This window comes from Kitasatospora sp. NPDC088783, from assembly GCF_044750705.1.
Lineage (GTDB): Bacteria > Actinomycetota > Actinomycetes > Streptomycetales > Streptomycetaceae > Kitasatospora > Kitasatospora fiedleri.
This window is the reverse complement of the sequence record NZ_JBIVKJ010000001.1, coordinates 914,292-931,752: the sequence shown is the minus strand read 5'-3', so window position 1 is coordinate 931,752 and position 17,461 is coordinate 914,292. Positions and strand designations below refer to the sequence as shown.

General features: G+C 74.7%; 16 protein-coding genes. 9 read left to right on the top strand and 7 right to left on the bottom strand.

What is annotated here, in order from left to right; genetic code table 11:
* Positions 1 to 14: 14 nt before the first annotated feature.
* Positions 15 to 1,331, bottom strand: coding sequence for an aminotransferase class I/II-fold pyridoxal phosphate-dependent enzyme (locus ACIP60_RS04090; RefSeq protein ID WP_400679752.1), 1,317 nt, complete (start codon positions 1,329 to 1,331; stop codon positions 15 to 17).
* A gap of 34 nt (positions 1,332 to 1,365) precedes the next feature.
* Between ACIP60_RS04090 and ACIP60_RS04085 the strand changes: the two genes are divergently transcribed.
* From ACIP60_RS04085 to ACIP60_RS04060, 6 genes are all read left to right on the top strand, one after another.
* On the top strand, positions 1,366 to 2,031 hold the full coding sequence (locus tag ACIP60_RS04085; protein ID WP_400679749.1) for a pyridoxamine 5'-phosphate oxidase family protein: 666 nt from the start codon (positions 1,366 to 1,368) through the stop codon (positions 2,029 to 2,031).
* Positions 2,025 to 2,672: an FMN-binding negative transcriptional regulator gene (locus tag ACIP60_RS04080; RefSeq protein ID WP_400679746.1), complete on the top strand. Its 648-nt coding sequence runs from the start codon at positions 2,025 to 2,027 to the stop codon at positions 2,670 to 2,672. Before ACIP60_RS04085 ends, ACIP60_RS04080 begins: the two co-directional genes overlap by 7 nt.
* A 111-nt stretch (positions 2,673 to 2,783) precedes the next feature.
* On the top strand, positions 2,784 to 4,187 hold the full coding sequence (locus ACIP60_RS04075) for a sugar porter family MFS transporter (protein WP_400679942.1): 1,404 nt from the start codon (positions 2,784 to 2,786) through the stop codon (positions 4,185 to 4,187).
* Between the two features lie 77 nt (positions 4,188 to 4,264).
* On the top strand, positions 4,265 to 5,026 hold the full coding sequence (locus ACIP60_RS04070) for a dienelactone hydrolase family protein (RefSeq protein ID WP_400679744.1): 762 nt from the start codon (positions 4,265 to 4,267) through the stop codon (positions 5,024 to 5,026).
* Between the two features lie 517 nt (positions 5,027 to 5,543).
* A complete protein-coding gene (locus tag ACIP60_RS04065; RefSeq protein ID WP_400679742.1) occupies positions 5,544 to 6,809 on the top strand; it encodes an MFS transporter in 1,266 nt (421 codons plus the stop codon).
* An 82-nt stretch (positions 6,810 to 6,891) separates the two neighbouring features.
* Positions 6,892 to 7,410, top strand: a complete 519-nt coding sequence (locus ACIP60_RS04060; RefSeq protein WP_100839241.1) for an HAD domain-containing protein — start codon at positions 6,892 to 6,894, stop codon at positions 7,408 to 7,410.
* Between the two features lie 70 nt (positions 7,411 to 7,480).
* On the opposite strand, the gene ACIP60_RS04055 is transcribed toward ACIP60_RS04060, so the two are convergent.
* The 3 genes from ACIP60_RS04055 to ACIP60_RS04045 all read right to left on the bottom strand — a co-directional run bounded on the left by ACIP60_RS04055 (position 7,481) and on the right by ACIP60_RS04045 (position 10,359).
* Positions 7,481 to 7,828 carry a hypothetical protein gene (locus ACIP60_RS04055; protein ID WP_400679737.1) on the bottom strand — a complete coding sequence of 116 codons (348 nt, stop codon included), beginning with the start codon at positions 7,826 to 7,828 and terminating at the stop codon, positions 7,481 to 7,483.
* Positions 7,829 to 7,938: 110 nt separating this feature from the next.
* The gene (locus ACIP60_RS04050; RefSeq protein ID WP_400679735.1) at positions 7,939 to 8,727 is read right to left on the bottom strand and encodes a CPBP family intramembrane glutamic endopeptidase; all 789 of its coding nucleotides are present in this window, start codon (positions 8,725 to 8,727) and stop codon (positions 7,939 to 7,941) included.
* Positions 8,728 to 8,859: 132 nt separating this feature from the next.
* Positions 8,860 to 10,359, bottom strand: a complete 1,500-nt coding sequence (locus tag ACIP60_RS04045; protein ID WP_400679733.1) for a glutamate--cysteine ligase — start codon at positions 10,357 to 10,359, stop codon at positions 8,860 to 8,862.
* Between the two features lie 369 nt (positions 10,360 to 10,728).
* Between ACIP60_RS04045 and ACIP60_RS04040 the strand changes: the two genes are divergently transcribed.
* Positions 10,729 to 11,418 carry a hypothetical protein gene (locus ACIP60_RS04040; protein WP_400679730.1) on the top strand — a complete coding sequence of 230 codons (690 nt, stop codon included), beginning with the start codon at positions 10,729 to 10,731 and terminating at the stop codon, positions 11,416 to 11,418.
* Between the two features lie 360 nt (positions 11,419 to 11,778).
* A complete protein-coding gene (locus tag ACIP60_RS04035) occupies positions 11,779 to 11,970 on the top strand; it encodes a DUF5999 family protein (RefSeq protein WP_100839244.1) in 192 nt (63 codons plus the stop codon).
* Between the two features lie 115 nt (positions 11,971 to 12,085).
* On the opposite strand, the gene ACIP60_RS04030 is transcribed toward ACIP60_RS04035, so the two are convergent.
* On the bottom strand, positions 12,086 to 12,790 hold the full coding sequence (locus ACIP60_RS04030; protein ID WP_400679726.1) for a GNAT family N-acetyltransferase: 705 nt from the start codon (positions 12,788 to 12,790) through the stop codon (positions 12,086 to 12,088).
* A gap of 221 nt (positions 12,791 to 13,011) precedes the next feature.
* On the opposite strand from ACIP60_RS04030, the gene ACIP60_RS04025 reads away from it, so the two are divergent.
* Positions 13,012 to 16,146, top strand: coding sequence for a phosphocholine-specific phospholipase C (locus ACIP60_RS04025; RefSeq protein ID WP_400679724.1), 3,135 nt, complete (start codon positions 13,012 to 13,014; stop codon positions 16,144 to 16,146).
* A gap of 70 nt (positions 16,147 to 16,216) precedes the next feature.
* On the opposite strand, the gene ACIP60_RS04020 is transcribed toward ACIP60_RS04025, so the two are convergent.
* Both ACIP60_RS04020 and ACIP60_RS04015 read right to left on the bottom strand, forming a co-directional pair.
* Complete coding sequence (locus ACIP60_RS04020) at positions 16,217 to 16,570, bottom strand: beta/gamma crystallin domain-containing protein (protein WP_400679722.1); 354 nt, start codon at positions 16,568 to 16,570, stop codon at positions 16,217 to 16,219.
* Between the two features lie 122 nt (positions 16,571 to 16,692).
* Positions 16,693 to 17,445: an SseB family protein gene (locus ACIP60_RS04015; protein WP_400679720.1), complete on the bottom strand. Its 753-nt coding sequence runs from the start codon at positions 17,443 to 17,445 to the stop codon at positions 16,693 to 16,695.
* Between the last annotated feature and the right edge of the window lie 16 nt (positions 17,446 to 17,461).

Here is a 17,461-nt window from a genome sequence, read left to right as displayed (position 1 = left end):
GGGGGCGAGCCCGCTCAGGTGAGCCGGGAGCCGGCCGCGGGGGCGGCCAGGGCGGCGGCGAGGTCGGCGGCGAAGGCGGTGGATTCGGCGGGGGTGAGGGTGGAGACGGTGATCCGGAGGCCGGGCGGGGAGGCGAGGCGGAAGCGGGAGCCGGGGGCGGTGACCCAGCCGCGGTGGAGCAGGGCGGCGGTGGCGGCGGTCTCGTCGGGGACGGGGACCCAGACGTTGAGGCCGCTGGCGCCGTGGGCGCGGATGCCGTGGGCGGCGAGGGCGGCGAGCAGGGCGTCGCGGCGGGCGCGGTAGACCGGGGCGGGGGCGGGCGGGTCGCGGCGCAGTTCGAGGACGGCGCGCTGGAGCAGGTGGCTGACCCAGCCCGCGTCCAGGCGCTGGCGGCCCAGGACCCGGGCGATGGTGTCGGCGTCGCCGGTGCAGACCGCGACCCGCAGGTCGGGGGCGAGCGCCTTGGCGGCGGAGCGCACCAGCGTCCAGTGCGCGACGGTGCCGGCGGCCAGTGACTGGAAGGGCTGGTCGACCATGCCGTGGCCGTGGTCGTCCTCGATCAGGACGGTGGCGGGGCGGGCGGCCAGGACGGCGCGCAGCGCGGCGGCGCGGGCCGGGGTGAGGGCGGCGCCGGTGGGGTTCTGGGCCCGGCTGGTGACGATCAGGGCGCGGGCGCCGTGGTCGAGCGCGGCGGCGGCGGGGCCGGGCAGCGGGCCCTCGTCGTCGACCGGGACGGGGACGGGGCGCAGGCCGAGCGCGGGCAGCAGGTCGAGCAGGCTGCCCCAGCCCGGGTCCTCGACGGCGACGGTGTCGCCGGGGCGCAGGTGGGCGGCGAGGACCCGCGAGATGGTGTCCAACGCGCCGGAGCAGACCGCGAGTTCGCCGTCGGGGACGCCGTCGGCGCGGAACTCGGCGCGGAACCCGGCGAGCAGCCCCGGCTCGGCGACCGGCTGCCCGTACAGGACGGCGGGCCCGGCGGCCGCGGCGGCCAGCGCGGGGCCGAGCGGGGGCAGCAGGGCCGGGTCGGGGTTGCCGGCCGACAGGTCGCGGGCGCCGGGCGGGACGGGCAGCCGGGCCTGGTCCCGGGGGGCGGTGACCGGGCGGGGGCGGACGCGGCTGCCGCGCCGCCCGGCGGTCTCGATGACGCCGCGTTCGCGCAGCAGGCGGTAGGCGGCGGCCACCGTGTTGGGGTTCACGCCGAGCTCGACGGCCAGGTCGCGCAGCGGGGGCAGGGCGGCGCCCGGGGTCAACTCCCCTGCCGCGACCGCGCGTTCGACGTCGGCGGCAATCTCGCTGGCTCGCCGACCGGTGATCCGATACTCTCCTAGCACAAAGAAGATTATGCACTAGTGCAGAGGAGTTGTCATGTCGGACAGCCCCGGCGGGTCGTACACCCGCGACGGCCTCACCACCCCGACCCGCTCCAAGGAGCGCGCCGCCTGGGACGAGCAGGTGGTGCACGCGATCCTGGACGCCGGGTACCTGTGCCACCTCGGCTTCGTCCGGGACGGCGCGCCGGTGGTGCTGCCCACGCTGTACGCCCGGGTCGGCCGCCGGCTGTACGTGCACGGCTCGACCGGCAGCCGCCCGCTGCGCGGGGCCAAGGGCGAGGAGGGCCTGCCGGTGTGCGTGACGGTGACGCACCTGGACGGGCTGGTGCTGGCCAAGTCGGCCTTCCACCACTCCGTCAACTACCGCTCGGTGGTCGCGCACGGCACCGCCCACCAGGTCACCGACCCCGCCGAGCTGCGGCTGGCGCTGGACGCGATCGTCGAGCAGGTGGTGGCGGGCCGCGCGGCCGACTGCCGGCCGGCCAACGCCAGGGAGCTGGCCGCCACCGCGGTGATCCGGCTGGAGCTGGACCGGGTCTCGGCCAAGACCCGCACCGGCGGCGTCAACGACGAGCCCGAGGACCTCGCCCTGCCGTACTGGGCGGGCGTGGTGCCGGTCGCCCCCGCCCACGGCGCGCCGCTGCCCGCCCCGCACACGGACGTCGAACTCCCGCCGTACCTCCGGGAGTCGGCGTGCTGATCCGGGGCTGGGACCGGGGCTCGGAGCAGGAGTGGCGCCAGTGGCTGGCCGCCGGGCGGGACTTCGGCACCCTGGCGGCCAACGGCCCCGACGGCCCGGTCCTCGTCCCCACACACTTCCTGCTGGACGCGGACGCGGGCGAGGTGCTGCTGCACCTGGCCGCCGCCAACCCGCTGCTCGCCGCGGTGCGCGCCGACCCGCGCGTCACGCTGGCCGTCACCGACGACTACGCCTTCGCCCCCGGCCGCTGGCGCGGCGAGCCGTACACGCCGACCAGCTACTACGCGTCCGTCCAGTTCTCCTGCACCGCCGAGCTGGTGGAGGACGCGGCGGGCAAGGCCGCGATCCTCAACCGGCAGCTGGCGCACTTCCAGCCCGAGCGGCCCGGCGACCGGGTCGGTCCCGGCGGCGCGCACTGGGCGCTGCTGACCGGCGTGCGGGGGCTGCGGCTGACGGTGCGCCGGGTGCGGGCGAAGTTCAAGTACGACGACAAGAAGCCGGTCGAGCTCCAGGCCGAGGTCGCCGAGCGGCTGGCCGAGCGCCACGCGGCCACCGGGAACCCGCGGGACGCCGGGGCGCGGGCGCAGCTGCTGCGGCGGATGGCGGTACGGACGGCCGGTGCCGACCGTTCGCCGGACTGACGGATCGTCCGTTCCGGGCGTGTCGAACGCGTACCGCGGGGTAGCCGCTGATCGAATTACCTCCGGATATTTCCGCCCGAAACGGGCGGAACGGGATGTAGGGAGAGAACACTGGCTACCCACTCCGCCGCCAGGGACGAACACCTCGGCCATGTGGTGTTCATCTCCGCAGCCGCCGCGATGGGCGGGTTCCTGTTCGGCTACGACAGCGCGGTGATCAACGGTGCGGTCACCGGCATCCAGAAGCACTTCGGCGTCGGCAACGGCGAGACCGCGTTCGTGGTCGCCATCGCCCTGCTCGGCTCGGCGGCCGGCGCGGTGGTCGCCGGCTGGCTGGCCGACCACTACGGCCGGGTGCGCACCATGCTGCTGGCCGCCGTCCTGTTCGCGATCAGCGGCGTCGGCTCGATGTTCCCGCCCAGCATCGAGGTGCTCGGCGTGTGGCGCGTGCTCGGCGGCATCGCCATCGGCATCGCCTCGGTGATCGCCCCCACCTACATCGCCGAGGTCGCGCCGACCGCGTACCGGGGGCGGCTGGCCTCCTTCCAGCAGATGGCCATCGTGCTCGGCATCACCGTCTCGCAGCTCGCCAACTGGGGGCTCAACCAGGCCGCCGACGGCGAGTCCACCAACCACCTGGCGGGCGTCCAGGCGTGGCAGTGGATGCTCGGCGTGGAGGCCGTGCCCGCGATCGTCTACGGGCTGATGGCACTGTCCATCCCCGAGTCGCCGCGCTACCTGATCGCCAACAACCGGGAGGCGCAGGCCCGCAAGGTCCTGGCCGAGGTCGAGGGCTCCGGCGTCGACCTGGACGCCCGGATGGCGGAGATCCGCCAGGTGCTCGACACCGAGAACAAGCCCCGTCTGAAGGACCTGCTGGGCGGGCGGTTCGGGCTGCTGCCGATCGTCTGGATCGGCATCGGCGCCTCGGTGTTCCAGCAGTTCGTCGGCATCAACGTGATCTTCTACTACTCGTCGTTCCTGTGGCAGTCGGTCGGCATCGACGAGTCCAACTCGCTGCTGATCTCGCTCTCCACCTCGATCGTCAACGTGGTCGGCACCGTGGTCGCGATGCTGCTGGTCGACCGGATCGGCCGCAAGCCGCTGGCGCTGGCCGGCTCCGCGGGCATGGCCGTCGCCCTCGCGGTCGCCGCCTGGGCGTTCTCCTTCCGGCACGGCACCGGCGACAGCGCGACCCTGGACGACGCGTACGCCACCACCGCGCTGATCGCCGCGCACGTCTTCGTGTTCTGCTTCGCCTTCTCCTGGGGCGTGGTGGTCTGGGTGCTGCTCGGCGAGATGTTCCCCAACCGGATCCGGGCGCTGGCCCTGTCGGTGGCCGCCTCCGCGCAGTGGATCGCCAACTGGGCGATCACCGTCAGCTTCCCCAACCTCTCCGACTGGAACCTGTCGGCGACGTACGTCATCTACGCCTGCTTCGCGCTGCTCTCCATCCCGTTCGTGGCCTTCTTCATCAAGGAGACCAAGGGCAAAGCACTGGAGGAGATGGGCTGAACGGAACCGGTCGACCTGCCGACAGGACGACCGACGGCGGGTGGCGGAGACGGCCGCCGCCACCCGCCGGCCCTAGAGTGCAAGGCGAACCCCCCGCTGCCCGCCGCGAGCTGCCGCCCGCGGCCGTCCCGACGGAGAGGCCATGGGCGCCGCCCGCCAGAACACCAGCTTCCCCGGCCCCGGAAGCACCCTGCACGGCTACCTCGCCCCACCGCCCACCGCCCACCGGCACCGGCCCCGGCGTCCTGGTCGTCCAGGAGTGGTGGGGCCTCACCCGGCACATCGCCGAACTCACCGACCGCCTCGCCGCGGCCGGCTTCGTCGCCCTCGCCCCCGACCTGTACGGCGGCACCGTCACCCACGACCGGGCCGAGGCCGCGAGGATGAGACGCGAACTCCCGGTGGAACGGGCCGCCGAAGAACTCTCCGCCGCGGTCGACCACCTGCTCGACCACCCCGCGACGGTCGGCGACGCGATCGGCGTCGTCGGCCTCTGCATGGGCGGCGCCCTGGCCCTGCACCTCGCCACCCGTGAGGGCGACCGGATCGCCGCGGTCGTCCCCTTCTACGGCCTCCCGGACGAGGACCACCCCTACACCGGCCTCACCGCGCACGTCCTCGGCCACTACGGCGAACGGGACGCCTCGCTGCCCACCGAGACCGTCGACGAGGCCGCGATCCGCATCGGCGAGGCGACCGGACGCCGCCCCGAGATCCACTTCTACCCGGCCGGCCACGCCTTCCTCAACGACGAGAAGACCCCCAGCACGTACGACCCGCTCCAGGCCGAGATCGCCTGGCGCCGCACCGTCAGCTTCCTCTGGGGCCACCTGGGCTGACACCGCCCCTGGCGGGGGGCCCGGGCGGGAGGGGAGGGACAACGGCCCGAGACCGCCTGGCGCCGCACCGATCAGCCTCCTCTGGAGCTACCTGAGCTGACACCGCCTCCGGCGAGGTCCAGGCGGGAGGAAGAGACAACGGCCCGGGACCGCTCATGCCGCACCATCAGCCTCCTCTGGGGCCAGCCGGGCCGAAACCGCCTCCGGCGAGGGTGCGAGGGACGAGACCGCCCGGGGCCAGACCATCAGTCTCCTCCGGGAGTAACTGGGCTGACACCGCCCCCGGCGGGGGCCCGGGCGGGAGGGGAGAGGCAACGGCCCGGGACCGCCCGGCGCCGCGCCGATCAGGCACCTCCGGAGACAGCCGGGCTGAAACCGCCTCCGGCGAGGGTGCCAAGGGCCGGGGTCGTCCGGGGGCGTGCCGTCCGGCTTCGGTTGGGCGGCCGGTTGCGTGGGTGGGTTTCGCCGGTGGGAAAAGCGCTGGACAGCGGGGGTGCGGCGGGGGCATCGTCGGGCGGTGGGTTTCCTCGATCCGGCCTGGGCGGGCCGTAATTACCGCGTTCAGAGCGCTGCGGCGGTGGTGAGCGGGCTCGGCAACGCCGCGGCGCCGATCGCCACCGCGTTCGCCGTGCTGCACTCCGGGGCCGGGTGGGGCAGTGCCGAGGTGGGGTACGTGACGGCGGCCCGGACGGTGCCGTTGGTGGTGCTGCTGCTGGTGGGCGGGGCGGTCGCGGACCGGCTGCCGCGGCATCTGGTGATGGTCGGGGCGAACGTGTTCAACGCCGGTTCGCAGGCGGTGCTGGCGGCGCTGGTGCTGTTCGGGCAGCCGGGTCTGTGGGCGCTGATGGCGCTCTCGGCGGCGGGCGGGGCCGGGCAGGCGTTCTACGCGCCGGCCGCGGAGGGCGTGATCCTGCGGGCGGTGCCGGCGGAGCACGCCGCGAAGGCGTTCTCGGTGTTCAAGATGGCGGTGAACGGCGCGTCGATCGCCGGTGCGGCGCTCGGCGGCGTGCTGGTCGCGGCGGTCGGCCCCGGCTGGGTGCTGGCGGGCGACGCGGCGTGCTTCGCCGTCGCGGCGGCGCTGCGGGCCGGCCTGCAGCAGGTGGCCGCCGACCGGGGCCCTGGCGGGCCCGGGCTGGTGCACGAACTGCGGGTCGGCTGGCGGGAGTTCCGCGCCCGGCGGTGGCTGTGGGCGGTCGTGGTGCAGTTCGGGGTGACGAACGCCTGCGTGCTCGCGGTGGAGGCGGTGTACGGGCCGGTGGTGGCCGAGGACCGGATGGGCGGCGCCGGGGCGTGGGGCGCGGCGATGGCGGCGCTGAGCGTCGGCATGCTGGCGGCGGGCCCGCTGATGACGCGTTGGCAGCCGCGCCGGCTGCTGCTGGTGGGCAACGGCGGGGTGTTCCTGTTCGGGCTGCCGCCGCTGGCGCTGGCACTGGGGTGGCCGCTGGTGCCGGTGGCGGTGGCGATGTTCCTGGCGGGGGCGGGCACCACGGTGTTCATCGTGGGCTGGATGGTGACGTTGCAGCAGGAGGTGCCGGAGGAGCTGCTGTCCCGGATGTCGGCGTACGACGCGTTCGGCTCGTTCGCGCTGCTGCCGCTGGGCAGCGCGCTGGCCGGTCCGGCCGCGGCGGCGTTCGGCCTGTCCGGGGCGCTGTGGGGGTGCGCGCTGGTCTGCGCGGCGCTGGCCGGGCTGGTGCTGCTGGTGCCGGAGGTGCGGCGGTTGGAGCGGGCGGTCGCCGGGCCGGCGTCCCGCGCGCCGGAACCGGAACCCGTCACTTCCGGGTGACAGCCGCTGACAGCTTGCAACCTCCCGGGGCCGCGCTTCGTCCGAGCAGGTAATTGGCCGCGACCCCCGGGGAGACCGCCGCATGGGCAAGCCACTGCTGTACCTGGACGTCGACGGGGTGCTGAACCCGGTGTTCCCGTCCCCCGACGACGACTTCGACGCCCACACCCTGCTGGGCTACTCCGTCCTGCTGTCACCTCGCCACGGCGACTGGCTGCGCGAACTGGCCGACCGCTACGAGCTCGTCTGGGCCACTACCTGGGAGGAGCGGGCCAACGAGCACATCGCCCCGCTGCTCGGGCTGCCCGAGCTGCCGGTGGTGGTGTTCAGCGGGTACGTGCCGCAGCCCGGCGACCCCCGGGTGCCGCTGATGGAGCTGTTCTCGGCCGCCAAGTGGGCGCCGATCCTGCGGCACGCGCAGGGCCGCCCGTTCGCCTGGGTGGACGACTGCATCCCGCCGCGGCTGGTGCGGCGCAGCGTGCTGCGGGCGGACCGGCTGCTGCTGCCGGTCGACCCCGCGCAGGGCTTGCAGCGCGAGCACGTGGAGCGGCTGCTGCGGCGCCCGCCCTCGCGGGCCTGGCCGAACCCGTGGGCCTGCTGAGGTCCGGACGCCGGAGCACCCGGACACCGGAGCACCCGGACACCGGAGCACCGGAAAACGTCGGCGCGGTTCAGCCCCGGGGCGGTTCCGGACGGTCGGCGTCCGGGGTGTCGGCGGCTTTGGCGTCAGCGGCCTTGGCGTCGGCGGCCTTGGCGTCGGCGGCCGGGGTGTCATCGGCGATCTCGACCCAGACCCGCTCCCAGCGGGCGTTGTCGCTGTGGCCGAAGCGGTCGCCGAGGCTGAGGACCCGCAGCACGGCCAGGGTCTGGGTGCGGTCGGGGTGCTCGCCGACCCCGACGGAGAGCCGGGTGGCGCCGGTGCGGGTGCGGTCGACCACCGGCGGGCGGCCGGTGAGCTTGTGCAGGGCGTCCGCCACCCGGCTCACCCGATCGCCGTGCCGGCTCGATTGTCCGTCCATCTGCCGCTCCCCCGTTCCGCGTAGCCGTGCTCGTCGGAACCACCCTACCGCCGCGCGGTGACGGTGCGTCAGGTATCGGGTCGTGGAGCGTAGCGGCGGGGACGGGCGGGTCAGGGCAGCCAGCTGACGTGGCCGGCCAGCAGGGCGTAGCCGACGAAGGCGGTGGTGTCGATCAGGGCGTGCGCGGCGACCAGCGGGCCGACCCGCTGCCAGCGGCGGTAGAGCAGGCAGAAGACCACGCCCATCACCATGTTGCCGACCAGGCCGCCGACGCCCTGGTAGAGGTGGTAGGAACCGCGCAGCACCGCGCTGGCGGCGATCGCCGCGGGCCAGCCCCAGCCGAGTTGGTGCAGCCGGCGCAGCAGGTAGCCGACCACCACGACCTCCTCCAGGATGGCGTTCTGCCAGGCGGAGGCGACCAGGACCGGGATCCGCCACCAGACGTCGGGCAGGCCGGAGGGGGCGACGGTGAGGTTGAACCCGGCGGCCTGGGCGCCGAGGTAGAGGGCCAGGCCGGAACCGCCGATGCAGGCCGCGACCACCGCGCCGCGGCCGAGGTCGGAGAGCTTGCGGGTCAGGTCGAAGCCGAGGGCGCGCAGCGCGGCGCCCTCGCGGACCAGCAGGTAGCCGACCAGGACGACGGGCATCAGGCCGCGGGCGACGTAGTAGAGCTGCCAGGCCAGGTCGAGCCAGGGGCGGCCGGGGGCGCGGGAGGCGTTGAGGGTGGCGACCTGGCTGCCGAGCGCGGCGGGTTCGGTGAGCGAGCCGACGAAGCTGATCAGCGAGCTGATGCCGCTGGCGCCGAGGGAGAGGCCGAGGACGATCAGCAGTTCGGCGGCGAGCAGCCGGCGCGAGGGGGTCTGGGGCGTGGTGGCGGGCTCGGCCGAGGCGGTGGTCACGGTTCTCCCGGGGGCGGACGATCGGCCCGGGGCGTGCGGCCGCCCCGGGCCGATCATCCTTTCACAGGAAGATGAGGCTCCCGTGAAACGCCGCCGCGCGGGCCGGGGCCACCGCGGGGACGGGGGCCGGGGTCAGGCGACCGGCCAGGTGTGCACCGGTTCGCCGGTGCGCATGCACTCGATGTAGCGGCGGGTCATCGCGGCGATCGCCTCGTTCGGGCCGAGGCCGTGGTGCTCGCGCAGCCGGTGGACGGTGGCGGCCTGCCAGGCGGCGCCGTTGGTGCGGCGCAGGCAGCGTTGCTCGATGATGCCGAGGTAGCGGTCCCGGTCGCGGGGCTCGATGCCCCACTCGTCCAGGCCCTGGTGGGCGAGCGGCAGCAGTTCGTTCAGCACCAGGTCGGTGGCCGGGAGTTCGACCCCGCCACGGGCGCCGCGGCCGCTGCGGGGCCACCACTGGACGGCGTCGATGCCGTGCCGGGCGCCGTTCTGGAAGTTCTGGTCGGCCCGTTCGAAGGGGAGCCTGGTCCAGATCGGGCGGGGCTGTTCGGCCAGCGCCCGGACCAGGCCGTAGTAGAAGGCGGCGTTGGCCAGGGTGTCGACGACGGTCGGGCCGGCGGGGAGGCAGCGGTTCTCCACCCGCAGGTGGGCGACGCCGTCGGAGACGTCGTACACGGGGCGGTTCCAGCGGTAGACGGTGCCGTTGTGCAGCCGCATCTCGCCGAGCCGGGGCACGCCGCCGGAGGCCAGCACCTTGACCGGGTCCTCGTCGTCGCAGATCGGCAGCAGGGCCGGGAAGTACCGCAGGTTCTCGGCGAACAGGTCGAGCGCGGAGTCGACCCAGCGCTCCCCGAACCAGGTGATGGGGCGCACGCCCTGCGCCTTGAGCTCGGCCGAGCGGGTGTCGCAGGCCTGCTGGAACAGCACCGGGCGGGTCTCGCGCCACAGCTCGCGGCCGAACAGGAACGGGGAGTTGGCGCCGAGCGCGAGCTGCGCGCCGCAGATCGCCTGGGCCGCGTTCCACACCGAGGCGAACCGGGCGGGGGTGACCTGGAGGTGGAGTTGCAGCGAGGTGGCGGCGGCCTCGGCGACCATCGACACCGAGTCGACGGCCAGGCGCTCCACCCCGTCGATGTCGAGCGCGATGTCCTCGCCGCGGGCGGCCATGATCTGGTCGCTGAGCAGGCTGTAGCGGTTGTTGCGGCTCATCGCGTCCAGCCCGGCGTGTTCGAGGCCGAGGGTCGGCAGGATGCCGACCATCACGATCCGGGCCCCCGCGTCGGCGGCCCGGCGGTCGGCGTAGCGCAGGCCGGTGTCGAGCTCCTCCCGCAGGTCCTCGAACACGTGGCCGCCCAGGCGGCGCGGGGCGACGTTGACCTCGATGTTGAACCGGCCCAGCTCGGTCTGGAAGTCGGGGGAGGAGATCGCCTCCAGCACCCGCTCGTTGCCGAGCACCGGGAGCCCCCGGTCGTCGGCCAGGTTCAGCTCGATCTCCAGGCCCATCATCGCCTTCGGCCGGTCGAACCGCTCCTCCCTGAGCATCCGCCCCAGCACGTCCAGGCAGGACTGGAGCTTGCGGCGGTACAGCTGCCGGTCGGCCAGCTCCGCCCGGGTCGCCACGACCTTCTCTCCCACGGGTGCCTTCCCTCCCCTCGGTCGACAGTGCCTGAGCATCATGCCCAGGTCGAAGATCGATAGCCCACGATGCGAACACCCGCGCGAGACAGTGATCCTGACGCTCCGTCAGCGATTCCCCGACTTGAAACGGGCAACTGAACGTGATATGAAGGTCACCCTGCGCACCTGTTCGAATGGAATTCGCACGCCGCTCAGGCCCGGTCCAGGCCGTCCGAGTCGCCCCCGATGTCGAGGGATCTCGTCGACGACCCGCCCACCCACTCGGCGCCCCACGCACAACCGGACACGGCCAGACCTCCCTCATGTCGGTGCCGTGCCGGTATGCCGCAACGGCGCGCCGATCTCGCACGGAGAGGCGACTCAGCCATGACCCTGCACCTGCCCCAGCCCCCGGCCGGCGCACTGCGCGCCGCGCTCTCCGCCCTCGCCCCCGCGGAGGCGGCGGCGCCACCCTGGGCCGCCGTGCCGCCGCGCGGCGCCGGCCGCCTCCGCCCGCTGCTCGCCCTGCCCGTCCACACCCTGCACGGGCCCGCGCCCCGGCTGGCCGGGGCCGACCGCACGGGCTGGCGCTTCCTGCTCAGCGCGAGCACCGCCGACGACGCGGCACCCGCGCCCTGCGGGCACGGCGGCTGCACGGCCGGGGCCGCCGACGGTGGCGACCGGCGCGCGGAGCGCGGGTCACTGACAGTCGGGGAGTTCACCGAGGACGGGCTGGAGGAGGTGGTGGCCGCCGCCGAGGTGGTCGACGGCGCGGACGGCCCGGTCTTCTCCCACCTGAGCGCCGGCCCGTTCCTCGACTCCACCGTGCGGGCGCTGAGCCAGGCCTGGCAGCTCACCCACGGCACGCCCGTGCGGTACGAGCCCCGGCTGCTGCCGCTGCCCGAGCACTACGCCTCGGCGCTGTGGCTGCACGGCGGCCAGCCCGGGGAGGACCTGCTGATCCCGCTGGCCCCCGCCCCGCTCGGGGTGGCCGCGCACCAGGCGCTGCCCGCCGCCGAGTTGCTGGCCCGGCTGGAGCGCTCGCCCGCGGCCCGGCCGACCGCGCTGATCGGTTGATCGCACCGATCACACCGATCACACCGATTGCGTTGATCGGGTTGACCGTGCCGCCGGGGTCGGCGGACCCGGCGGCCGGTTGACAACTCTCGGAAGTGGACCCGCACCACCCGGACGGGCCATGCCGCACTGATCCGATCGGATCGGTCCGGCATGGCCCGTTCGTGCGTGGATCGGACCGTCCCCCACCCGCTCGGGTGATCTCGCGGGTTCTTCTGTGGCGCATGTCACCAAATGGCTGCGCGAGCGCCCGCGGAGCCGGACACTGGTGTCGGTCGGGTCGCGGACCAATCGTCCTACCCGGCTGACGCCGTTTCACACCTGAACCGGCTCAGATTTTCAGCGAAGCGAGGTACAAGGATGTGCCAGCACCGAACCGAGTGTCCGCCCGCCGACTCGGCGGACCGGGAGGCGGCCGTTCCGGTCGCCCGCCACCCCGAGCAGGGCTGGAGCCTGCTCTGCAACGGGGTGCTGCTGTTCGACGACACCGGCGAGCTGCTGCCGGACGGCCGGGTGATCGCCCCGCGCCGGAGCCTGCTGATCGCCGCCTGAGCCTCCCGCTCTCCCCGCACTTCCCCTCCCGCCCTCCCCGCACTTCCCCACTCTCGCTCGAATCCCGCCCGGTGCCCGTCCGGAGTCCGCACTCCTCCGGACGGGCACCGCTGCGTCAGGAGCCGCCGTGCGGGCGGTCGGTGGGCGTCGCGGGGTCGTACCAGAAGCCGGCCATCGGGGAGCGCGGCGTCCAGCCGAGGCTGGTGTAGAGGGCGCGGCCCTCGGTGGTGCCGACCAGCACGGCGGTGCGCGCGCCGGCCGCGTGCGCCTCGTTCTGCAGGGTGCGCATCAGGAGCGAGCCGAGGCCGCGGCGGCGGTGCTCGGGGGCGGTCTCGATCTGGTCGGCGACGGCGAGCAGCGGGGCGTCGACCCGGCCGCCGAGCGGGGTGGCGGGGGCCAGGCCGACCTGGCCGCGGGCGGCGAAGGCGCCGTCGGCGGTGCGGATCAGGGCGCGGACGGTGCCGCCGCGGCTCCAGGTGGTGATCCGGTAGCCGGCCGGGACGGCGGGCCGCTCGGGGCGCAGGTGAACGGTCATCAGGTGGCCGGGGGCGTCCTGGTGCCAGCCGGGGCCGATCCAGGGCAGGACCCGCTCCTCCTCGGCGAACAGCTTGAGCCACGTCCAGGGGGCGGCGGACTCGCCGAGCTTGCGGACGTCCGCCTCGGCGGGGGCGGGCAGCACGTGGCGCCGCACGTGGCGGGCCTGGCCGACGTCGATGCTCCAGCCCCAGGGCTCGGGGGCAGGGTCGGCGGCGCCGCGGGAGACCGTCCAGCCGCTGACCCAGGCCCGGACGAGTTCGGGGAGGGTGGCGTCCTCGGACATGCTGCACTCCAGATTCGGTAAGGGTTGATATCGGCCTGCGAAGCTTACCTCGGGCGGGGCGGACCGGCCATCCGCGACAGCCCCGCCAAGATGTCTGTACAGGTTGTGCCTCGGGTGTCATCCGCGCGTCATCCGCCGCACCGGTCCAGTCCACCTGTGCCGCCTACCAATGGTCACGGCCGGGAGCAACGGAGCCCGGCACCGTGCACGAGGAGCCCCCGATGAGTCCCGAACTGTCGCGCCCGAGCCCCGCGCTGTCGCGCCGCACCCTGCTGGGCGGCGCCGCCGCCGCGGCCGTGCTGTCCGCGCTGCCGCTGAGCGTCCGTCAGGCGCTGGCCGCCCCCGCCCGACCCGGCAGGCTGGAGGACATCCAGCACGTGGTCGTCCTGATGCAGGAGAACCGGGCGTTCGACCACTACTTCGGCACCCTGCCCGGCGTGCGCGGCTTCGGGGACCGCGCCGCGGTGCGCGGCGTCAACGGCCGCTCGGTGTTCCACCAGCCCGACCCGTCCCGGCCCGAGGGCTACCTGCTGCCGTACCCGATGAACGCCGCCCACACCAGCGCCTACCAGCAGGGCGCGCCGGCCTTCGGCTACGTCGACTCGATGAACGCCTGGAACGACGGCCTGGCCGACGGCTCGGTCACCCGGCGCTCCTCGGGCTGGCTCGGCCAGGGCTACTACGAGTCGGCCGACATGCCCTTCTACCACGCGCTGGCCTCGGTGTTCACCACCTGCGACGCGTACTACGCCTCGGTGCAGTGCAACACCAACACCAACCGCGAGCACCTGATGACCGGCACCAGCGGCGGCACCGTCCGCGACACGCCGGTGACCGACAACTCCGAGCCCGCCGCGGGCTTCGAGTGGACCACCTACGCGGAGCGGCTGGAGCGGGCCGGGGTCAGCTGGCGCACCTACCAGGCGCTGGACAACTTCGACGACAACGCGCTCGCCTGGTTCACCTCCTTCATCCAGGCCAAGCCGGGCTCGGCGCTGTACGAGCGCGGGCTGCGGGCGGTCGGCGACCCGGCGAAGAAGGGCGACCCGTTCGCGATGGGCGACGCGCTGGTCGAGGCGTTCGCGAACGACGTGCGCGACGACAGGCTGCCGCAGGTGTCCTGGCTGGTCGCGCCCGCCGCGCTGTCCGAGCACGCCAACTACGCGCCGCCGAACGGCGAGCACCTCACCGCCCGGCTGCTGGCGGCGCTGGCCGCCAACCCGGAGGTGTGGGCGAAGACCGTGTTCATCCTCAACTACGACGAGCACGGCGGCTTCTTCGACCACCAGCTGCCGCCCGTCCCGCCGCTGGCCGCCGGGCGCGGCGCGTCGACCGTCCCGGTGGACGGCGAGGTGGTGGTGCGGGTCGGCAAGGGCGGCTCGACGTACCACCGGGTGGTCGGGCAGGACGGCCGCTACCGGGTGCGGAACGCGGACGGCTCGCTGGGCTGGTCGGCGACGCTGCCCGCCGGGGAGACCCTGGTGTCCGGGCCGTACCCGATGGGCCTGGGCGTGCGGGTGCCGATGGTGGTGGTCTCGCCGTGGACCCGCGGCGGCGTGGTCGACTCCACGGTGTACGACCACACCTCGGTGATCCGGCTGCTGGAGCGGCGCTTCGGCGTCGCCGAGCCGAACATCTCGCCCTGGCGGCGGGCCGTCACCGGCGACCTCACCGACGTCTTCGACTTCTCCGGGCAGGACCCGGCCTGGCCGGAGCTGCCCGACACCTCCGGCAACCGGCAGAAGGTCACCGACACCGGCAAGCTGCCCGCCCCGACCGTCCCGAAGCCGCAGGCGGCCCCGCGGCAGCAGCGCGGCATCCGCACCGCCCGGCCCGTCCCGTACCACCTCCAGGTCAAGGCCCGGGTCCGCAAGGGCGTGCTCACCCTCGACCTGGCCAACCCCGGCCGGCAGGGCGCCGTGATCGCCGCCTACCCCGAGCCCGGCAGCGCGCCGCGGCACTACACGGTGGGCGTCAAGGGCAAGCTCTCCGACACCTGGCAGCTCGGCCCCGACGGCTACGACCTGCGCCTGCACGGCCCGAACGGCGCGCTGTGGCACCTGCGCGGCGACGCGACGGGCTCGTACGAGACCTCGGTCTCCGAGGACGGCGGCGGCGGGTGGCAGCTGGCCGTGGAGGTCGCCAACCGGACGCCGGTGAGCCGGGTGATGACCATCGGCGACCTGGCGTACGGCGGCGGGCAGCGCGAGGTGCGGCTCGGCTCGGGCGAGTCCGCGGTGGTCAACCTGCCGGTGGGCAAGGAGGGTTGGTACGACGTCGTGGTCACCGCCCGGGACGACGCCCGCTACCGGTTCCGGCGCGCCGGACGGCTGCCGCACCAGGCCGTCGGGTCCACCGACCCGGCGATGGGCCTGGCCGACCCGCTGCTGCTCGACGTCGCGCTGGGCTCGGCGTCCGCGACCGTCGACGAGGCGGTCCTGCTGCCGGGCCGACCCGCCCGGCTGAAGGCCCGGCTCACCGCGACCGCCGACCTGACCGCCCTGGAACTCGCCCCGCTGCTGCCCGCCGGGTGGCCGGCCCCGACCGTGGTCACCGCGCCGCCCGCTGCGCTGGCCGCGGGCGCGAGCGCCGACGCCGAGTGGGAGGTCCAGGTGCCCGCGGCGCCCGCCGCCACCTCCCGGCTGCTGGTCACCGCGCGCGGCACGGCCGCCGACCGGTACGCCGTCGCCGACGGCGAGGTGGCGGCGCGCACCGCCCCGTCGATGGCCGGGTACCTGCTCGGCGAGGACTTCGAGTCGCTGGCCCCCGCCCTCGTCCCGGTCTCCGGCGTGCTCGGCTGGACGGCCCAGGCCCCCGCCGGCTGGTCGGTGGTCAACGCGCCCGGCATGCCGCAGGGCACCGTCCGCCTCCAGGGGTGGACCTTCCACACCAAGCGCGCGTGGTCCGCCCCCGCCGGGCAGGACCGCGGCAACTTCACCCGCGGCCTGGGCGTCCTCGCCGTCGCCGACCCCGACGACTGGGACGACACCGGCTCCCCCTCGGCCAGGGGCAGGTTCGACTCCACCCTGGTCTCCCCCGCCGTCCCCGTCCCGGCCGGCACCGACTCGCTGTACCTCGCCTTCGACTCGCACTACCGCCAGGAGGCCCCGCAGAAGGCGTCCGTGACGGCGGTGTTCGACACCGGCGAGGAGGCCCGGCTGCTCTTCTACAGCAGCGACGCCACCGGCAACGACAACGCCGGCCAGGACGCCGAGAACGCCTTCGTCACCCGCCGGTTCGCCGTCCCCGCCGGGGCCCGGACGGTCACCCTGGAGTTCCGGATGTACGACGCGGGCAACAACTGGTACTGGGCGGTCGACCACGTCCGCCTGGGCGTCCGCCCGATCACCGGCTGACGCCCCCGGACGCCGTCCCGTCCCGCCCCGCCGCCACGATGGGCGGCGGGGCGGGACGGGACGGGCGGGGTCAGAGGATCTGGATGGACTTCACCCGGGGCGGGTGGTTGGGGAAGGTGATGTCGTGCCAGCGCGTGATCTTCACCGAGTCGCCGTTGGCGTCGTAGTAGATGAGGTCGTTGTTGCCGGCGGAGATCCGGTCGACCCACCAGTTGCCGAAGTCCGTGCGGCCGGCGTTGGCGTAGCAGTCCACGCTCTGCTTGCCGTCGAGGTGGGACCAGATCTTGAGGTAGTTCTCGCCGCCCTTGCACTCGATGTGGTTGATGGCGTAGGCCTCGCCGCTCGGTACGACGACGGTGAGGGCGGTGGCTGCGGCGAACGCCAGGGCCGCCGAGAAGGCGGTCCGCTTGGTCCTGGAGAACACGGGGTCTCCTTCGGTGCGGGGCCCGCTGACGGGTCGTCAGCGGGCCCGGGAGACCTCAACGCACCGAGGGGCGGCATACCCCCGAACGCACCACTCCGGACACGAACCGGCGCCGCGCGACTTCACTCGTTCGTGTTCGCAGCGTAGAACGGCGGCCGGTCCGGGTGGCGGGCCAGGAAGGCCAGTCGGAGACCCCGGTCGAGGCGGAGGCGGAGGGCCGGGTCGGCGGCCAGCGCCGGGCCGAGGCGGGCGGCGAGGGCCTGGACGGCGGCGGGGTCGGCGGCCGGGTCGGCCAGGACCAGGGCCAGGGTGGCGTCGGCGTCGGCGTCCGGGGCGAGGTGGGCCGCGGTGACGGCGGGTTCGGCCGCGAGCAGGGTGCGCAGGGCCTGCTGCACCTCGGGGTCGCGGTGCGGCGGGAGGTGGCGGCGGTTCTCCGCGACGGCGCGCAGGCGGGCGCCGGACAGCTGGTAGGTGACCGGGCCCGCCGGGTCGATCAGCAGGGTGTCGGCGCGCTCGGCGAAGGCCACCATCGCGGCCTGCGGGGCGACCGTCGGGGCCGGGCGGGCGTCCGGGCGCCAGGCGGCCATGGTGGCCAGCGAGGTGAAGGCGGGCAGGGCGCGGCGGCCGTCGGGGGCCTCCACGACGGGGACGGCCATGTCGCTGGTCTTCTCGTGCCTGTGCCCGTCGGCGCCCACCTCGACCTCGCCGAGCAGTGCCACGATGGGCACCATCAACCGGCTCGGGGTGAGGGCGGCGAGCAGGTCGGGCTCGGTGGCCGGGTCCTGCTGCCAGGCGGCGAGGGCCGCGGCGAGGGCGGGGTCGGCGGTGCCGTCGTCCTCGGCGAACCCGGGGTTGGGGATGTTCTTGCGCTCCACCCCGTGAGGGTATGCC

Excerpts from the sequence above, each read along its gene's own strand:
- ACIP60_RS04035 (WP_100839244.1), top strand. The coding sequence starts at position 11,779 with ATGTGCCAGCACCGAACCGAGTGTCCGCCCGCCGACTCGGCGGACCGG.
- ACIP60_RS04085 (WP_400679749.1), top strand. The coding sequence starts at position 1,366 with ATGTCGGACAGCCCCGGCGGGTCGTACACCCGCGACGGCCTCACCACC.
- ACIP60_RS04055 (WP_400679737.1), bottom strand. The coding sequence starts at position 7,828 with ATGGACGGACAATCGAGCCGGCACGGCGATCGGGTGAGCCGGGTGGCG.
- ACIP60_RS04040 (WP_400679730.1), top strand. The coding sequence starts at position 10,729 with ATGACCCTGCACCTGCCCCAGCCCCCGGCCGGCGCACTGCGCGCCGCG.
- ACIP60_RS04030 (WP_400679726.1), bottom strand. The coding sequence starts at position 12,790 with ATGTCCGAGGACGCCACCCTCCCCGAACTCGTCCGGGCCTGGGTCAGC.
- ACIP60_RS04060 (WP_100839241.1), top strand. The coding sequence starts at position 6,892 with ATGGGCAAGCCACTGCTGTACCTGGACGTCGACGGGGTGCTGAACCCG.
- ACIP60_RS04025 (WP_400679724.1), top strand. The coding sequence starts at position 13,012 with ATGAGTCCCGAACTGTCGCGCCCGAGCCCCGCGCTGTCGCGCCGCACC.